Origin of the sequence: Mycolicibacterium boenickei, from assembly GCF_010731295.1 — a bacterium.
In the GTDB taxonomy this organism is placed as follows: domain Bacteria; phylum Actinomycetota; class Actinomycetes; order Mycobacteriales; family Mycobacteriaceae; genus Mycobacterium; species Mycobacterium boenickei.
In genome coordinates, this window is record NZ_AP022579.1 from 3,027,341 (window position 1) to 3,045,466 (window position 18,126).

The 18,126-nt window shown below is 68.2% G+C and carries 14 protein-coding genes; 6 read left to right on the forward strand and 8 right to left on the reverse strand.

Going from position 1 to position 18,126, the window contains the following annotated elements; genetic code table 11:
* Nucleotides 1–47 precede the first annotated feature (47 nt).
* Nucleotides 48–1,733 (forward strand): DHA2 family efflux MFS transporter permease subunit, encoded by a 1,686-nt coding sequence (locus tag G6N57_RS14425; protein ID WP_077743096.1) that lies wholly within the window; start codon nucleotides 48–50, stop codon nucleotides 1,731–1,733.
* Here G6N57_RS14425 and G6N57_RS14430 read toward each other — a convergent pair.
* The 3 genes from G6N57_RS14430 to G6N57_RS14440 form a co-directional block, all read right to left on the reverse strand.
* Nucleotides 1,711–3,078 (reverse strand): FAD-binding oxidoreductase, encoded by a 1,368-nt coding sequence (locus G6N57_RS14430; protein WP_097926082.1) that lies wholly within the window; start codon nucleotides 3,076–3,078, stop codon nucleotides 1,711–1,713. The two genes, G6N57_RS14425 and G6N57_RS14430, sit on opposite strands and share 23 nt — an antisense overlap.
* Entirely contained in the window at nucleotides 3,071–6,496 is a 3,426-nt protein-coding gene (locus tag G6N57_RS14435; protein ID WP_077743097.1) for a TM0106 family RecB-like putative nuclease, read from the reverse strand. Before G6N57_RS14435 ends, G6N57_RS14430 begins: the two co-directional genes overlap by 8 nt.
* A gap of 116 nt (nucleotides 6,497–6,612) precedes the next feature.
* Nucleotides 6,613–7,152, reverse strand: a complete 540-nt coding sequence (locus G6N57_RS14440) for an LppP/LprE family lipoprotein (RefSeq protein ID WP_077743276.1) — start codon at nucleotides 7,150–7,152, stop codon at nucleotides 6,613–6,615.
* Nucleotides 7,153–7,263: 111 nt separating this feature from the next.
* On the opposite strand from G6N57_RS14440, the gene G6N57_RS14445 reads away from it, so the two are divergent.
* From G6N57_RS14445 to G6N57_RS14455, 3 genes are read left to right on the forward strand one after another with little or no spacing between them, the layout of a single operon-like run.
* Nucleotides 7,264–9,021, forward strand: coding sequence for a DEAD/DEAH box helicase (locus G6N57_RS14445; protein WP_077743098.1), 1,758 nt, complete (start codon nucleotides 7,264–7,266; stop codon nucleotides 9,019–9,021).
* Nucleotides 9,018–10,178 (forward strand): acyltransferase family protein, encoded by a 1,161-nt coding sequence (locus G6N57_RS14450; RefSeq protein WP_077743099.1) that lies wholly within the window; start codon nucleotides 9,018–9,020, stop codon nucleotides 10,176–10,178. Before G6N57_RS14445 ends, G6N57_RS14450 begins: the two co-directional genes overlap by 4 nt.
* Before the next feature lie 50 nt (nucleotides 10,179–10,228).
* Entirely contained in the window at nucleotides 10,229–10,939 is a 711-nt protein-coding gene (locus tag G6N57_RS14455; protein WP_077743101.1) for a siderophore-interacting protein, read from the forward strand.
* 10 nt (nucleotides 10,940–10,949) lie between these two features.
* Here G6N57_RS14455 and G6N57_RS14460 read toward each other — a convergent pair whose 3' ends face one another.
* The 3 genes from G6N57_RS14460 to G6N57_RS14470 are packed head-to-tail and all read right to left on the reverse strand — an operon-like array spanning nucleotide 10,950 to nucleotide 13,660.
* A complete protein-coding gene (locus G6N57_RS14460) occupies nucleotides 10,950–11,786 on the reverse strand; it encodes a DUF5995 family protein (protein WP_077743103.1) in 837 nt (278 codons plus the stop codon).
* Between the two features lie 45 nt (nucleotides 11,787–11,831).
* Entirely contained in the window at nucleotides 11,832–12,422 is a 591-nt protein-coding gene (locus tag G6N57_RS14465) for a TetR/AcrR family transcriptional regulator (protein WP_077743104.1), read from the reverse strand.
* Nucleotides 12,422–13,660 carry a cytochrome P450 gene (locus G6N57_RS14470; RefSeq protein ID WP_077743105.1) on the reverse strand — a complete coding sequence of 413 codons (1,239 nt, stop codon included), beginning with the start codon at nucleotides 13,658–13,660 and terminating at the stop codon, nucleotides 12,422–12,424. The genes G6N57_RS14465 and G6N57_RS14470 overlap by 1 nt, the downstream gene beginning before the upstream one ends.
* Nucleotides 13,661–13,726: 66 nt before the next feature.
* Between G6N57_RS14470 and G6N57_RS14475 the strand changes: the two genes are divergently transcribed.
* Nucleotides 13,727–14,599: a rhomboid family intramembrane serine protease gene (locus G6N57_RS14475; RefSeq protein WP_165777775.1), complete on the forward strand. Its 873-nt coding sequence runs from the start codon at nucleotides 13,727–13,729 to the stop codon at nucleotides 14,597–14,599.
* Between the two features lie 7 nt (nucleotides 14,600–14,606).
* Here the strand turns inward: G6N57_RS14475 and G6N57_RS14480 are convergent, their stop codons facing one another.
* Entirely contained in the window at nucleotides 14,607–15,953 is a 1,347-nt protein-coding gene (locus G6N57_RS14480; protein WP_077743277.1) for an FAD-binding oxidoreductase, read from the reverse strand.
* A gap of 30 nt (nucleotides 15,954–15,983) precedes the next feature.
* Nucleotides 15,984–17,207, reverse strand: coding sequence for a multidrug efflux MFS transporter Tap (locus G6N57_RS14485; RefSeq protein ID WP_077743108.1), 1,224 nt, complete (start codon nucleotides 17,205–17,207; stop codon nucleotides 15,984–15,986).
* Nucleotides 17,208–17,275: 68 nt separating this feature from the next.
* Here G6N57_RS14485 and G6N57_RS14490 point away from each other — a divergent pair, with 68 nt between their 5' ends.
* The gene (locus tag G6N57_RS14490) at nucleotides 17,276–18,124 is read left to right on the forward strand and encodes a uracil-DNA glycosylase (protein WP_077743109.1); all 849 of its coding nucleotides are present in this window, start codon (nucleotides 17,276–17,278) and stop codon (nucleotides 18,122–18,124) included.
* Nucleotides 18,125–18,126 lie beyond the last annotated feature (2 nt).

The following is an 18,126-nucleotide window of genomic DNA, read 5'->3' on the forward strand; positions in this document are numbered from 1 at the left end:
CAACATCCCAACGAGGTCGGACCCGAGGCCCAACACACCACATCGACATGTCCCCAGCGCTGAACGCCCGCACCCCCAGCCGTGTGCCCGCGCGTCCGGAGAATCCGTGGAACGCGCTGTGGGCCATGATGGTCGGCTTCTTCATGATCCTGGTCGACGCGACGATCGTCGCGGTCGCCAACCCGACCATCATGGAGCAACTCGGCGCCGACTACGACGGCGTGATCTGGGTGACCAGCGCTTACCTGCTCGCCTATGCGGTGCCGCTGCTCGTGGCGGGCCGGCTGGGCGATGTGTACGGGCCCAAGAACCTCTACCTGGCCGGGCTGGCCGTCTTCACCGCAGCCTCGCTGTGGTGCGGTCTGGCAGGCAGCATCGAGATGCTGATCGCCGCGCGGGTGGTGCAGGGTATCGGTGCCGCGTTGTTGACACCCCAGACGTTGTCGACGATCACCCGCATCTTCCCGCCCGAGCGGCGCGGCGTGGCGATGAGCGTGTGGGGCGCGACCGCCGGGGTGGCCACGTTGGTCGGGCCGCTGGCCGGCGGTGTGCTCGTCGGGGGACTGGGCTGGCAGTGGATCTTCTTCGTCAACGTGCCGATCGGCATCCTGGGTCTGGCGCTGGCGGTGTGGTTGGTCCCGGTGTTGCCGACCCAGCCGCACCGGTTCGACGTGCTGGGTGTGGTGCTGTCCGGCATCGGCATGTTCCTGATCGTGTTCGCGCTGCAGGAGGGGCAGTCTCGGGACTGGGCGCCGTGGGTGTGGGCCACCGGAGCGGTCGGTGTCGCGGTGATGGTGGCGTTCGTGTGCTGGCAGGCGGTCAATACCGCCGAGCCGTTGATCCCGCTGCGGATCTTCCAGGACCGCGACTTCAGTCTGGCCAACCTGGGCGTCGCGACGATCGGCTTCGCGGTCACCGCGATGATCCTGCCGTTGATGTTCTACGCCCAGACCGTGTGCGGGCTGTCGCCGATCCGCTCGGCGCTGTTGACGGCACCGACCGCGATCGCCAGCGGCGTGCTGGCTCCGGTGGTGGGCCGCATCGTCGACCGGGCCCATCCGACGCCGGTGATCGGCTTCGGCTTCTCGGCCATGGCGATCGGCTTGACCTGGCTGGCCTTCGAGATGACCCCGACGACGCCGATCTGGCGGCTGCTGCTGCCGCAGTTGGTGATGGGCATCGGGATGGCTTTCATCTGGTCTCCGCTGGCGGCCACTGCGACGCGAAACCTGCCGCCGGATCTGGCCGGGGCCGGGTCGGGCGTGTACAACGCCACCCGCCAGGTCGGGTCGGTGCTGGGCAGTGCCGGGATCGCGGCGTACATGACATCGCGAATCGGTGCCGAGATGCCGGGGGCGGCAGGTGCGGCACCGCGCGGTGAGGGTGCGGTGGCCGAGCTGCCAGAGTTCCTGCACGCCCCGTTCGCGGCGGCGATGTCGCAGGCGATGCTGCTGCCCGCGTTCGTCGCGCTGTTCGGTGTGGTGGCGGCGTTGTTCCTGCTCGGGTTCGATGCCGAGCCCACTTTTGCGCCGAATCCGGAGCCGTATCTGGATCCCCGTGATGACGATGACGACGACTACGTCGAGTTCATCGTGAGCCACGCCCGTCACGACGACGGTGACGCCGTGGACGCCGAGGCGGTGACGGAGTCATTGCGGGCGCTGCCGCTTGCCGACGATCCGGAGAAATGGGAGAACCTCTACGCCGAGTTCATGGCCGATCGCGACGATTGAACAGCACGGCGCGGTTGAGGTAGTCGCCGGGATCGAACGCGGCCTTGACCATCCGCATGGCCGCGATATCGGCCTCGGTGCGTGACATCGCCACGTAGTCGCGCTTGCGGGAGCCGACCCCGTGCTCGGAGCTGACGTTGCCGCCGCAGTCGGCGATCAGCGTCATCATCGCGGCATACAGCCCTGCTTCGGCGTCGGTGGAGCAGCGCAGCACGTTCAGGTGCAGATTGCCCTCGCCTATGTGGCCGAACAGCACCGGGATCGCTTCTGGCGCATGGCCGGCGATCAGTTGAGCGGATGAGTCGGCGAAACCCCGGATCGCCGACAGCGGCAGCGAGACATCGAATTTCAGTGGCGGGCCGAACAATCCGAGCACCTCGGCCACCGACTCGCGCACCTGCCACAACCGCTGTTGGGCATTCGTATCGATGCCGACGGCGGGCTCACCGCACAGGTCGGCGCCGTCGAGCGCATCGGCCAGGCGTTCGGTCTGGTCGTTGTCGCCTGCCAGTTCGATCAGCAGTTGCCAGGCTCCGTCGACCGGGGCGCCCACGCCGAGGTGCTCGGCGGTCAGCGCACTGGCCCGGGCATCGATCAACTCCAGGGCGGCGATGCCTTCGAGGTCCCGGAACACCCGGCCTGCGCCGACCAGTGCGTCGAGATCGGCGAACCCGCAGATGGCCGTGACCCGGTGGGTGGGGGCGGGGTGCAGCCGCAGATCCAGCCCGGTGATCACGCCGAGCGTGCCCTCCGCGCCGACAAACAGCGCGGCCAGGTCGTAGCCGGTGTTGTCGCGGCGTACCCGGCTGTGCCGGTGCACCACCGACCCGTCGGGCAGTGCGATGTCCAGGCCGAGCACCTGCTCGCCCATGTTGCCGTAGCGCACCGTGCGCAGGCCCCCGGCGTTGGTGGAGGCCATGCCGCCGACCGTGGCCGATTCCCGCGCGGCCAGGTCCACCCCGAACACCAGGCCGGCCGCCGTCGCGGCCCGCTGCACGGCGGCCAGCGGAGTCCCGGCGCCGACGCTGACCCGGCGCTCGACGATGTCGACTGCGCCGATCTCGTTCAGCCGCTCGGTGGACAACAGGATGTCGTCGTTCTCGGGGACCGTCCCGGCCACGAGTGAGGTGCGGCCGCCCTGCACTGTGACACACGCTCCGGCGTCGCGGCAGGCCCGCAGCACCGCGGCCACCTCCTCGGCGGTGCCGGGGCGGACCAGGGCCGTCGCCTGCCCGCGGTACCGCCCGGTGTGGTCGACGCAGCGGCCGTCCAACACGTCGGGATCGGTGGTGACGTAACCGGCACCGACGATCCCGGCAAGCGTTTCGGTAAGCGTTTCAGTCACCGGATCGGTGTACCACAGGGTCCGTCAGGGCGAGGAACGCACCGAGCGCGATCAGGCTGTTCGGCTGCGCCGGCAGATAATCGGTGAGCTGGGGTGAGCGCACGATGTACGCGACGTACTTGGCCCGGCTGATCGCCACGTTGAGCCGGTTGCGGTTCAGCAGGAACCCGATCCCGCGGGGCACGTCGGCGGCCGAGGACGCCGTCATCGACACGAACACCACCGGCGCCTGCCGGCCCTGGAACTTGTCCACCGTGCCGGCCTGCACGTCGGTGAGGCCTGCCGCGTCGAGAGCTCGGCGCACCGTGGTCACCTGGGCGTTGTAGGGCGTCACCACCAGGAAGTGCTCCTGGCTCAGCGGTGTGCTGCCGTGCTCGTCGGTCCAGGTGGTGCCGAGCAGACCGGTGATGGCCGCGACGATGGCGTCGGCCTCTTCGGGACTGTCGGTCGAATTGCCGAGGTGTGGCACCTCGAGTACCCGGACCCCGGGCTCGATACTGTCGAGTTTGCGTGCGGCACTGACCTTTTCGTGTGACTGCAGCCGGCCGTCATAGGACAGTCGCGACACCGGGCCGCACACCGCCGGATGCATCCGGAACGAGCAGTCCAGGAAGTAGCCGCGGTCGACCGGCAGCGTGTGCGCACCCTCGACCAGCCAGCCCAGTGCGGAATCGTCGACCGGCGCCGGGTGGGTGCCCTGGCAGACCTGGGGCAATTGCTGCGGATCCCCCAGGAGCAGCAGGTTGCGGGCGGCCGGGGCCACCGCGATGGTGTTGGCCAGGTTGAACTGGCCGGCCTCTTCGATCACCAGCAGGTCGAGGCATTGTCGCGGTACCCGCGCCTCGTTCGCGAAATCCCATGCGGTGCCGCCGATCACGCAGCCGGGGTGATCCGAGATGAACGAGGCGTAGGCGTTCTCGCTGATGGCCGTCCACCGCGGGTCGTCGCCCTTGCGCTTCTTGGCGACGCGTTCCGGGGCCACGCCTGCGTCGAGCACTTGATCCAGCAGATGTTCGATCACCGCGTGTGACTGGGCGACGATGCCGATGCGCCAACGGTGTTCGTTGACCAGGCGGGCGATGATCTGCGCCGAGGTGTGGGTTTTGCCGGTGCCGGGCGGGCCGTGCACCGCGATGTATGAGCAATCCAGATCCAGCAGCGCCGCAGTGATGTCGGCGGCGGTGTCGCCGTTGCGAGGCAGGGGCCCGCCGGTGAGGGTGCGTGGCGGACGCCGCAGCAGTACATCGGTCACCGCGTCGGCGGGCAGCGCCGGCAGACCGGCGGACACCGTGGCCGCCGTGCTGTCGATGGACACCTGCAGGGGCCGGGTGTTGATCGGCGGGCCAGGCGTCAGGGCGAACGGCACCTGGGTGAAGATCTCACCGTCCTTGGGCTGGCGTTCGGTGATCAGCACTTCGGTGGGGGCGTCCGGATTGTCGCAGCCGATGACCGTGGCGCTGCCGAAGCCGCGCCGGTCCGGGTCGTCGGACAGGCCCGCGGGCGCCGGCGGGGTGTACAGCGCGTAGACGTCGGTACCCAGCTCGCCGGCGTCGATGGCGCCGGTCAACAGGACCTGCCGCTGCGGTTTGCGGGCCCGCGGCGGAGTGTGCCAGTCGGTGATGACCTCGGCCTTCTCGGCGACGAAAACGCCTGTGCTGTCGGCCCATTCGTCGACCGGGTTGTTGAGCCGGTCGAAGTGGCCCCACCAGAACGGTTTGTCCTCGCGCTTGTGGAAGCCGCGAGCCGCGGCGATGAGCGCCACCGCCTGCTGCTCGGGGGTTCGCGGTTCCACTCCGTCCCCGGCGAAGCGCAGCAGCTTGCGGTCGACGGCGTCGGCCTTCTCGATCGGCGCTCCGTCGCGCACCGGTTGTGGGCCGCGCGGTGGCACCTCGGCTTCGAACGCCCGGTTGATCAGCCAGTCCCGCAGCCGGTGGGTGGACCGGCAGTCGTAGCGGTTGTAGTCCTCGATCTCCTTGAGCACGGTGGCGGCCTCGTCGTGGTGACCGGCCTCGCGCAGTGCGCAGTAGCGGGCGTATTCGGTGATCGAGTCGGTGGCCTTGGTGACCTCGCCGTCGCGCAGCTCGTTGCCCATGTACAGCGGTTCAAGCGATTTGATGCTGTAGTTCTCGGTGCCGACGCGAATGCTCTTGCGCACCAACGGAAGCAGGTCGACAAGGATGCCGTTGCGCAGCAGGTCGTCGACGTCGTTCTCGCCCACTCCGTAGCGGCCGGCCAGGCGCAACAGGGTGCTGCGCTCGTACGGCGCGTAGTGGTAGATGTGCATCTTGGGAAAACGCTTGCGCCGCTTGCGGACCAGATCCAGGAAATCGATGAGGACCTGGCGTTCGCTGGCCCGGTCGTGCGCCCACAATGCCTGGAAATTGCCCTCCGCGCCAAGGACGCCCCACAGGTATTCCAGCCCCCAATCCTGGCCGTTGGCCGTCCACAGTGGGTCGCCTTCGTAGTCGAAGAACAGATCGCCCTTGTCCGGATCCGGTAACAGCATCAACGGCTGTGGATCGACGACTTCATAGAGCGGCTTGCCATCTGGCCGCGGCGCCACCTGCAGGCGGGCCTGCCCCCGCAGCGCGGTCAGGGCGCGCTGGGCCAATCCGGGCACCGCTTCGGCGCGGTCGGCCAATTGGCGGGTGGTGGTGACACCGGCCTCGATGAGCCGGGCGCGCTGACTGGACCGCATGCCGGCCACCAGGAACAGGTCGTCGGTGGCGCGGATCTGCTGCTCGCATTCACCGCAGCCGAAACACGCCCGCACCGTGTCGTCGGACCAGTGCACGGCGGTGCCGCCGGTCAGATGATCGTCGAGCAGTGCCTGGAGCGCGGCGCGCCGCGGCCGGTACACCGCCAGCAGTTCGTCGACGCGGTAGCTGGACATCGCGCCGTCGCCGAGCACCAGGTCCACCTCGTCGGCAACCGGCACACCGGCACCCGACAGGACATCGGCGTAGGCCGCCAGCTGAAGCAGTGCCTCGACCTTCACCGAGCGGGACAGCTTGGTGTCGCGCAGGCGGTAGCGCTCGCCGTCCCAGATCAGGAAGTCGGCGAACCCGGCGAACCGTCCGTCGAACATCGCGGCCTGATAGATCACCGGGTCGCGGCGTTGCACGGCTTCGAGGGTGGCGGTGGCCGCCGCCGACAGCCCGGCCGCGGTGTAGCTGGGCCGGCCGATCACCGTCACCTCAGAGTCTGCGCGAAGATCTTCGAGGTGGCGCTGTTCGTGATCGCCGCCGAGTTGTGCGGTGCGAGCCAGCAATTCGTCGTCCGACGACACCGCCGGGCCACGACCGAGCTGCGCGTCGAACGAGCGCAGCAGGGCGTACTCACAGCGGGCGGCCGCGGCCAGATCCGAGGCGCTGTAGATGACCGTCGGACCCGACGCGCTTTCGTCGGTGACGAACACGCTGCCACTGTAGGCGAGCGCGCCGACACTCTGGTTCTCCCGCGCGAAACAGAGTGTGCGGTTGCTATGCCGCGCGCTTGGCGACCCTGACTGCTGTTTCGCGGCAGGAGGAAACCTCAGCCCGTGTTGCCCATCAACTCCACGCCGCCGCCGTTCCAGCGGAACTTCACCGTGCTGGCCAGCCCGTGGAATCCGCCGGAGTATTGCAGCGCCACGGTGTCTCCGGTGCTGGCGGTCTTGTCGATGCCGTTGAAGCCGTAGGTGTCGGGCACGCCGGTGGGGATGAACTTGCCGAGATGAAACAGCACGGCCCGGGTGTTGGGGTGGTCGGAGTTGGTGTTGGCCTTGACGATCACCGCTGACAGTTGAGCGCACTCGTTGTAGTTGCCTGCCAACGGCTCGGGGCTCCAGGCCTGGTTGCTGCGTGGGTCGCGGGGCAACTCGGAGACGGCCTTGCTGATCTCGGGGGCGGCGAGGTTGACCGCGCAGGGGTCGGCCTGCGGTGGTGCCGACGTCGGCGCCGCCTTGGCGGCGGGTTTGGGCGCCGATGTCGGCGCCGGTCCGGGTCCCGCGTCGGGGGTTTTGGAGACCGTGGAGTCACCCGATCCGCATCCGGTGAGCGTGAGCACGGTCGCCAATACGACCCCGGGGGCCATGGCGAACATTGCGACCCGTTTCACAGTTGGGCAACCTACCGCGCTCCCGTGGCGGGTTTGTGCAGGCGCGCGGCCGGGATTCCCCTCGATTGGCACTAGACTTCTGAACCGATGACCTCGCCAGACCCGGATTCGGGGGAGACCGCCCCAACGTTTGCCGACCTGCAGATTCACCCTGCAGTGCTGAAGGCAGTCACTGAAGTCGGCTACGAATCGCCTTCGGCGATCCAGGCCGCGACCATTCCGGCCATGCTCGCGGGCTCCGATGTGGTCGGGCTCGCGCAGACCGGTACCGGCAAGACCGCGGCCTTCGCCATCCCGATCCTGTCGAAGATCGACACCTCCAGCCGCAACACCCAGGCACTGGTGCTGGCACCGACTCGGGAGCTGGCGCTGCAGGTCGCCGAGGCATTCGGCCGCTACGGCGCGCACCTGCCCGCGATCAACGTGCTGCCGATTTACGGCGGTGCGTCCTACACCGTGCAGCTGTCCGGATTGCGGCGCGGCGCGCAGGTGGTGGTGGGCACTCCGGGTCGCGTGATCGATCACCTCGAGCGCGGCACGCTGGATCTGTCGAACCTGGACTACCTGGTGCTCGACGAGGCCGACGAGATGCTCACCATGGGCTTCGCCGAAGAGGTCGAGCGGATCCTCGCCGACACCCCGGAGTACAAGCAGGTGGCGTTGTTCTCGGCGACCATGCCGCCGGCCATCCGCAAGATCACCTCGAAATATCTGCACGACCCGGTTGAGGTCACGGTCAAGGCCAAGACCGCCACCGCCGAGAACATCACCCAGCGGTTCATCCAGGTGGCCGGTGCGCGCAAGTTGGATGCGCTGACGCGGGTGCTCGAGGTCGAGGAGGGCGACGCGATGATCGTGTTCGTCCGCACCAAGCAGGCCACCGAGGAGGTCGCCGAGCGGCTCAAGTCCCGCGGTTTCGCGGCCGCCGCCATCAACGGCGACATCAATCAGGCCCAGCGCGAACGCACGATCAGCGCGCTCAAGGACGGCACCATCGACATCCTGATCGCCACCGATGTGGCCGCGCGTGGTCTGGACGTCGAGCGCATCTCCCACGTCGTCAACTACGACATCCCGCACGACACCGAGTCGTACGTGCACCGCATCGGCCGCACCGGCCGGGCCGGTCGTTCCGGGCATGCGTTGTTGTTCGTCACCCCGCGCGAACGCCACCTGCTCAAGTCGATCGAGAAGCACACCCGGTCGAAGGTCATCGAGGCCGAGCTTCCGAGCGTCGATGATGTCAACGCGCAGCGCGTCGCCAAGTTCCGCGACTCGATCACCGACTCGCTCAATGCCGACGGCCTGGAGTTGTTCCGCAGGCTGATCGAGGACTATGAGCGCGAGAACGACGTGCCGATGGCCGACATCGCCGCGGCGCTCGCACTGCAGTCGCGCAACGGCGAAGAGTTCCTGATGACAGAGCCGCCGCCGGAGAAGCGGCGGGAGCGTGACGACCGGGGCGAACGGCCCGCGCGCAAGGAGCGCCCGCCGCGCGAGGGTTTGGCGACCTACCGGATCTCGGTCGGCAAGCGGCACAAGGTGGGGCCCGGCCACATCGTCGGCGCCATCGCCAACGAGGGCGGCCTGCACCGCAACGAGTTCGGCCACATCACCATTCGCGGGGACTACTCGCTGGTGGAGCTGCCGGAGAAGCTGCCGAGCAAGACGCTCAAAGCGCTGGAGAACACTCGGATCTCGGGCATGTTGATCAACCTGGAGCGGGAGCGTGGTGAGCGCGCCGACCGGGGTGACCGTGGGCCGCGCCGCGAATACAAGGGCCGCTCCGATTACAAGGGCCGATCCGACAACCGCTCGGGGAAGCCGCACCGGAAGACCAAGTGACGGTCTCCAGAAGTGTGACGGGGCCGTCGGATCAGGGAGGCCTTGAGTCGGTAGACGCGGTGGCCGCCGGTTCGACGCGCGTCGCCGCACTGACCGGGATCCGCGCGGTGGCCGCCATTCTGGTGGTGCTCACCCACGCGGCCTACACGACCGGGAAGTATCCGCAGGGCTACCTCGGGCTGGTGTATTCGCGTGCCGAGATCGGTGTGCCGATCTTCTTTGTGCTGAGCGGTTTTCTGTTGTTCCGGCCGTGGGTTAGGGCTGCCGCGACGGAGGGCAGGGCGCCTTCGGTGCGCCGCTACGCCTGGCACCGGGTGCGACGGATCATGCCGGCCTATGTGGTGACGGTGCTGATCGCCTACCTGCTCTATCACTTTCGGACCGGGGGCCCGAACCCCGGCCACACCTGGATCGGGTTGTTCCGCAACCTGACTCTGACCCAGATCTACACCGACAACTATCTGTTCTCGTATCTGCATCAGGGGTTGACCCAGATGTGGAGCCTGGCGGTGGAGGCGGCGTTCTACGTCGTGCTGCCGCTGCTGGCGTATCTGCTGCTGGTGGTCTTGTGCCGGCGGCGGTGGCGTCCGGGTCTGTTGTTCTTCGGTTTGGCCCTGCTGGCCGCGGTGTCGCCGTTGTGGCTGACGATCGTGCACGATTCGACGAATCTGCCTGACGGGGCCCGGCTTTGGCTACCCACCTACATGGCGTGGTTCGTGGCGGGCATGGCCCTGACGGTGCTGGGGCAGCTGAAGGTGCGTGGGTATGCCGTGGTGTGTGTGCCGTTGGCCGTGGTGTGTTATTTCATCGCGTCGACGCCGATCGCGGGGGAGCCGACGACGTCGCCGGCCAAGTTGAGCGAGGCGTTGTTCAAGACGTTTTTCTACGCGGTGATCGCGGCGTTGCTGGTGGCCCCGCCCGCGCTCGGCGACCACGGTTGGTACAACCGGTTTCTGGCTTCGCGGCCGATGGTCTTCCTCGGCGAGATCTCCTACGAGATCTTCCTGATCCACCTGATGATCATGGAGCTGGTGATGGTCGAGGTGATGCGTGATCCGGTCTACACGGGGTCGATGTTCAACCTGTTCGTGCTCACCATGGTGTTCACCATTCCGGCGGCCTGGCTGCTGCACCGGTTCACGCGCGTCCGCTCCTAATTTAGTTAGGGTATGCTTACCTAACGAAGTTGTTCTCGGGAGGTGCGTGCATGGGCGAACAGAAGGCGTCGCGCGGTTTGGAAGGAGCCCTGGTAAAACTCTGCCGGGGCGGTGACTACGAGCTGACGGTGTCGAGCCGTACCGAGCTCACACCGAACTACCTCCGGTTGCATTTCCGCGCGGAAAAGCTGCTCGCCGAACAGTCGGTGCACCCCACGATGTGGGTGCGGGGCTGGTTTCCCGACGGCGGCAAGGCCCACCAACGGGGCTATACCCTGGTCCACCCCGATCCGCAGGCCGGCACCGTCGACATCGATTTCGCGATGCACGACGGCATCGCCACCCGCTGGGCACGTGCGGCGCAGCCCGGCGACGTTCTGGACGTGACGGTCCTGGGCAGCAGCTTCGCCTTGCCCGAGCCGGCGCCGGCGGGGTACCTGATCGTCGGCGACACCGCGTCGCTTCCCGCAATCAACTCGCTGCTGGATGCCATCGGCGACGCCCCGGCCTGGGTCTTTCTGGAGGCCGGCCACGAAGACGACCGTGAGCTACCGGTCAACGGCGGCGCGGAGATCGTCTGGGTGGACCGCTTCGACGAGGATCTGCTGGAGACGCTCAGCGCCTCGGCTTTCGACGCCTCCGATCACTTCGGCTGGGTCGCCTGCAACAACCGCACGACCCGGGCCGTGGCGCGGGTGTTCCGTGAGGAGTACGGCATCCCGCGCAAATCCATCAAGGCGCAGGCGTACTGGGTGGCATGAGCCGGCGGGGTCAGAGCGCCGTCTGGATCGGTGCGGGGGTCGCGGCGATCTCGTCGAGCACCTGGACATTGCGGGCCACGTCGCGGCTCTCCCGCGCGGCGATCTCTTTGATCGCCAGATCGAATGCGCCGACCAGGCTGGGCGGGTCGAACACCGCCTGTGCCTGTTGGCTGACCTGAAGGTCCCGCGCCCAGATCGTCGCGGGCCGGGCGAATCCGGGTTCGAGAGCCAGCACTGTGGCGAATCGCCAGGCACTGTCGCGCAGGGAGCGGATCGCCTCGTTGAGGACGAAGATCTGATGCTGTTGGAGGACGGCGTAGATGTCGGCCAGTGCCGGTGAGAGTTCGTTGATGTCGTTGACCACTCCGCCGATCTGGCTGGCCAGCACCGCGTTGATGGTGTCGAAATCCTTGTGCAGCGAGGGCAGTCGGCCCGGCCCGACGAGGCCCTGCACCGCGATGCCGAGATCCAGCACGATGTGGGCGGTGACCCCGGCGAGCATGTGCTGCACCAGGATCGGCTCGGGCTTGTCGGCCCACTCGAAGGTGGCCCGCCACGACCGGGTGGGTTTCGGGTACCGGTCGGGGTGGAAGTACCCGTTGAGGGCGTCGAAGTAGCGCTGCGCGAACGCGGCGTCGAGGCGGTCCATCCGCGGTCCGTCCTCGAATGCCCCGTCCTCGACCGCGGTGCCGACCGCGATGGTGATCCGCTTGTACAGGGCCGCGAAATAGCCCAGCCGGCTTGAGGTTTCCACGGCCCAGTCGGTGATCGTGTCGATCGCCGAGACAACCTCGGCGATGCTTTTCACCGCAGGCAGCGGCGGCAGTGGCGTCGGATGGCTGGCCATGCTCGAAAGTATGGGCCAGCTCGGCCCGTCCCGCCCGGCAAACGGCTACTCGACAGGTAGTTGTGCCGGGATGACGAGCGGGGCGACGAACTCGGCCAACATGGCCCGTTCGTCGGCCTCGTCGGTGCCGGGGAAGACCAGCATCGACACCATGACCCGCACCAGCCACCGGGCCCGGCGGCCCACCTCGTCGTCGGCTTGATCCGCATCCCCGGCGAGCGACCGGACGAACCCCTCGACCAGCGCCCGGATCACCTCCGAGTGTTCGGCCATCTCGCCGCCGATCGGCCGCTGCGCCGTGGCGAACCACGAGGCCAGTGCCGGACTGTCGCGCACCGCATTCAGCGCGGTGATCACTCCTTCGATCAGCCGTTGCGCCGGATCGGTGACCGCGGCCACCTGCTCGCTGACCTCTTCGTACAGCCTGCGCGCCTCGCGGTGCACGTAGGCGGTGTAGAGCGCGTCGCGATTCTCGAAATACCGGTACAGCGTGGCACGGGAACAGCCTGCGGCCGCGGCGATCTCGTGCATCCCGACGGTCGCCGCGTCCTGCTGGGTGAACAGGGCGTCGGCGGCGTCGAGGATGTGGTCGGCGGCCACTTCGGACCGCCGGGCTGACAACCAGTCGCGGGGCATCAGGTCCCTGCCCGGAACGGCACCGACAGCGGCCGTCGCACGTAGCTGCCCCCGGCCCAGGTCACCGCGTCCAGGTCGACTTCGAAATCCGGGTAACGCGAGAGCAATTCGGTCAGAGCTACCCGGGACTGCATCCGGGCGGCTGCCGCGCCGAGGCAGAAATGCGCGCCGTGACTGAAGGTGAGGATGTTGCGCGGGGAGCGCCGTACGTCGAGTTCGGCTGCGTTGTCGCCGAACTCACGCTCATCGCGGTTGCCCGAGCCGTACAGCAGCAACGTCTTGCGTCCGGTCGGGATGGTGGTGTCGCCGATGGTCACGTCGCGGGTGGTGGTGCGGGCCAGCCCCTGCACCGGCGAGGTCAGGCGCAGGAACTCGTCGATCGATTCCGGGATCAGCTCGGGATCGTCGATGAGAAGCTTGCGCTGATCGGGCCGCTGCTGCAGCAGTTGTACTGCGCCGCCGAGCATTCCGGTGGTGGTGTCGTTGCCGCCGGTGACCATGGTGAACGTGAAGGCCAGGATCGACAGCACGCCCGCGATGTCGCCGTCAGCTCCGACACCGGCCGCGACCAGATGCGAGATGGTGTCATCGCCGGGCTCGTTACGACGCCGCTCGATGAGCTCGGAGAAGTAGGCCATCATCGAGGCCACGGCCGCGCCCGCGGTGCCCATCGCCGCGGTGATTCCGCCGGCCGAACTGTTCGCGGCGACGATCGCCTCGGTCCAGCCGTCGAACTGGTCCCGGTCGGTCTCGGGCACGCCGAGGTAGTGCGCGACGACCATCGACGGCAGCGGCTTGAACAGTTCGGTGACGATGTCCCCGCCGCCGTTCGAGCGCAACCCCTCGAGGCGCTCGACGACGAACTCGCGGACCTTCGGTTCGACGGCCTCGACCTGCCGCGGGGTGAACCCGCGCGAGACCAGCTTGCGGAACTCGGTGTGCACCGGCGGGTCCTGCATGACGAACGGCGGGTTGTCGGCCAGGCCGATCATGTCCAGTTCGCCGTAGGTGACGGTCAGGCCCTGCGCCGACGAGAAGGTCCCGTGGTCGCGGGCTGCCGCCCAGATGTCGGCGTGGCGGGAGAGGACGTAGTAGTCCTGCTCTGGGTGCTCGTCGGGAACCACGTGGTGCACCGGGTCGTGATCGCGCAGCGCGGAGTACATCGGCCACGGGTTGGGCCAGGAGTCGGCGTCGGCGGGTTCGAACCGGGCGGGGCTGTGAGACAAAGTCGCTGCCATGTCTTATTCGTACGACAATGACGGCAACCGTGTCAATAGGCGCGACCCGGATTAGGCTCGGGCGTGATGAGCACCCCTGACGCGCCGCAGCTACCTGCCCAGACGCCGACGTGTTACCGGCATCCGGACCGCCCCACCTATGTGCGCTGCACGCGGTGCCAGCGCCCGGTCTGCCCGGAGTGCATGCGCTCGGCCGCTGTGGGCCATCAGTGTGTGGATTGCGTCAACCAGGGCGCCAGGACGGTGCCCGCGGCGCGGACCCAGTTCGGCGGGGTGGCGCGCACCGGCGCCCCGATCCTGACCTACGCGCTCATCGCGGTGAACGTGCTGATGTTCGTGCTGCAGATGGCCTCGAAGAACCTGGAGCAGGAACTCACGCTGTGGCCGCCGGGCGTCGCGGCGCACGACGAGTACTACCGCCTGGTGACGTCGATGTTCCTGCACTACGGCGTGATGCACCTGCTGTTCAACATGTGGGCGCTCTACGTGGTGGGGCCGCCGCTCGAACAATGGTTGGGCCGGCTGCGATTCGGGACGTTGTACGCACTGAGCGGGCTCGGCGGCTCGGTGCTGGTGTACCTGCTGTCCCCGCTCAACAGCGCGACCGCCGGGGCCTCCGGGGCGATCTTCGGCCTCTTCGGCGCGATCTTCGTGGTGGCCCGCAAGCTGAACCTCGACGTGCGCTCGATCGCCGCCGTCGTGATCATCAACCTGGTGTTCACCTTCGCCGGGCCCGCGCTCGGGACCGGGGCGATCAGCTGGCAGGGCCACATCGGCGGCCTGGTTACCGGCGCGGCGATCGCCGCGGCCTTCGTGTACGCCCCGCGTGAGCGCCGCACTGCGATTCAGGCCGGCGTCTCGGTCGGCGTGCTGGTGCTCTTCGCCGCATTGATCGCCTGGCGCACAAGCAATCTGCTCACGACGTTCGGTATGGGCTGAGCGAGGTCTAGATCGCCGCGCCCGGATTGAGGATGTTCTGCGGGTCCAGTGCCCGCTTGATCCGGTGATTCAGTTCCACCGCGTCCGGGCCGATCTGGCCGGCCAGCCACGGCTGCTTGAGCCGGCCCACGCCGTGCTCGCCCGTGATGGTGCCGCCCAGTCCCACGGCGAGATCCATGATCTCGCCGAACGCCAGCTGGGCCCGCGCGGCCATATCGGCATCGGCCGGATCGAACACGATCAGCGGATGAGTATTGCCGTCCCCGGCGTGCGCGATCACCGAGATCAGCAGATCCCGATCCGCGGCGATCGCCGCCACCCCGCTGACCAGTTCGGCCAGTGCGGGCAGTGGCACGCCGACGTCCTCCAGCAGCAGGGATCCCTTGGCCTCCACGGCCGGGATGGCGAATCGCCGGGCGGCCACGAAGGCCTCGCCCTCGTCCGGGTCGGAGGTGGAAAACACCTCGGTGGCACCGCATTCGGTGAACACCTGAGCCATGAATTCGGCGTCGTCGGCGCCCGCGGCACCGCGATCGTCGGAGGCCGCCACCATCATCGCCGCGGCGTTGCGGTCCAGCCCCATCTTGAGCTTGTCCTCGACGGCGTTGATCGCGACGGCGTCCATGAACTCCAGCATCGACGGCCGGATCTTGCCGGTGATCTTCACGACCGAGTTCGACGCGGCTTCCACGGAGTCGAACGTGGCCACCACCGTGCAGGGGGAGTGCTGCGGGGGCAACAGCCGCAGCGTCGCCTCGGTGACCACGCCCAGAGTGCCCTCGCTGCCGACGAACAGCTTGGTCAGGCTAAGGCCCGCAACGTCTTTCAACCGCGGACCGCCCAGGCGCACCGCGGTGCCGTCGGCCAGCACCACCTGCAGGCCCAGGATGTAGTCGGTGGTCACGCCGTACTTGACGCAGCACAGCCCGCCCGCGTTGGTGGCGACATTGCCTCCGATGCTGCAGATCTCGAACGACGACGGGTCCGGCGGGTACCACAGCCCGTGGGCGGCAACGGCTTTTTTCACCTCGGCGTTGAGCAGTCCGGGCTGGACCACCGCGGTGCGGGTAACCGGGTCGACGGTGATGTCCCGCATCTTCTCGGTGGACAACACGATGCCGCCGTCGAGTGCGGTCGCACCGCCGGACAACCCGGTGCCCGCGCCGCGCGGCACGACGGCCACCTGGTGTGCGCTGGCCCAACGAAGTACCGTCTGCACCTCCTCGGTGCGGGTCGGCCGGACCACGGCGAGCGGTGTGCCCGCCGCCGGATCGGCGGCCCGGTCTTGGCGGTAGGAGGCCAGGATGTCGGGGTCGGTGACGACGACACCCTCGGGCAGTTCGCTGATCAGCATCGGCAGCGCGGCGGCATTCACGCTTCGATGCTAGGTGGGCCGGTCCAGCTCACGAAGCGCGGTCAGGAACACCGCACTGACGCCGAGCAACAGCATCGGCAGGGACAGGGCGAGGAACGTCGCATGCAGGCCGGCGGCGTCGGCCAGTGGCCCGGCCAGGATCAGCCCGAGCGGACCCGCTGCGTAGGCCAGTGAACCCATCACCCCGACCACCCGGCCGCGCAGATGCTGCGGTGCGGTGGTCTGCATGACGTAGTTGTAGATGGGAGCGATCGGGCCGTAGACGAACCCGACGATCGCGCACAGCACCAGGATCAGCGGAAGCGGCGGCAGGAACGCGATCACCGTCATCGCGATGCCAAGCGTGATCACCGCGGTCAGCATGGTGGCCCGTCGGCTCATGTACTTCGACATCACCGCGTAGCCGAGCGCACCCAGCAGCCCGCCGATGCTCAACGCCATCAACACCCAGCCCAGTTCGGTGGGCTCGTTGCGGTCGGTGAAATATTTCGGAAAGAGCACCGACTCCATGGGCATGTAGAGCCCGGTGGCCACCAGGTCGACGATCGCCAGGGTGCGCAATACCGGTGTGTGCCAGACGAATCGCAGCCCCTCGGCGATACCCGCGAGCACGCCCTCAGTCAGCACGGAGCGGTCCGGGACGCCCGCACCTTCCAGGCGCAACACCGAGATGGCCAGGATCGAGCAGCAGAACGTCCCGGCCGTCACCCACATGGTGTTGATCCCGCCGAGGGTGGCGATCAACAGGCCGCCGATACCCGGGCCGACGATGTAGGCGAGGTTGAACACCGCCTCGTACACGCTGTTCGCGTGGTCCAGCGTCCAACCGGCCCGGCCCGCGGCCTCGGGCAACATGGTTTCGCGCGCGGTCATCCCGGCCGGATCGAAGAAGGCGCCCAATCCGGCCAGGATCGCCAGCGCCGCGACATTGACCGCCTCCACTCCAAAGATCAGGGCCAGCACGGGGACCGCCGCGACCGACAACGCCGAGAGCAGGTCGGAGATCATCGAGACCCGCCTGCGGCCCAGATAGTCGACGGCCGCTCCGGCGATCAGGGTGGCGACCAGCAGCGGGAGCGTCCCGGCCATCGCGACGATCGATGCGTCGAGCGCGGATCCGTTGCGCTGCAACACCAGCCACGGGAACGCGACGATCGTGATTCCGTTGCCTGTGCCGGCCATCAGGGCGGCGAACAGGATCAGCAGCAGTGGGCCGCGCCGTTTATCGGTCATGGGTATCGCGGCCGAATCTAACAGCGCGCCCTCGCCCGTCGCGATGGAATTTCCGGCACAGTGAGGTGATGCTGTTGCCTCACCCCAGGACTGGGGTCCTGTTCCCGTCGCCGGTGCCACCCGGTTCGGGTTGGCCGGGTGATCCGGCTGATGCGACGACGCCGATGGCCAAGACGCCCGCGCAGGTGCGTCGGCTGGCTGCCCGAGCCGCCACCGTGGACGAGTTGGACGCGCAGATCTCGGTGTGCCGGGCCTGCCCCCGGCTGGTGAAGTGGCGTGAAGAGGTGGCCGTGGTCAAACGGAAATCCTTTGCCGATCAACCATATTGGGGTCGACCGGCCGTGGGACTCGGGGTGGACAACCCTGGCATCTTCATCGTCGGCCTCGCGCCGGCGGCGCAGGGCGCCAACCGCACCGGCCGCGTGTTCACCGGCGACCGGTCCGGGGACTTCCTGTTCGCCTCCCTGCACCGGACAGGCCTGGCGAATCAGGCCGAGAGCGTCGACGCGGCCGACGGCCTGCAGTTGATCGGCACCCGCATGGCGGCCGCGGTGCGCTGCGCGCCGCCGGCCAACGCGCCCACCCCGGCCGAGCGGGCCACCTGTGCGCCGTGGCTGCAGGCTGAATGGCGGTTGGTCGGGCCGTCGGTGCGGGTGGTCATCGCGTTGGGTGGGTTCGCGTGGCGGGCGGCGCTGGAGCTGATCGGCTCGGAGATCAAACCCGCGCCCAAGTTCGGCCACGGTGCGACGGCTGCCCTGACCACGGCGTTCGGTCCGGTCACCCTGCTCGGTTGCTTTCACCCCAGCCAGCAGAACACGTTCACGGGCCGCCTCACCGAGGCCATGCTCGACGACATCTTCGTCACCGCCAAGGACCTGGTGGCCGAGGCGGGCGGGAACGAACCGGGCGGCTCGTGACG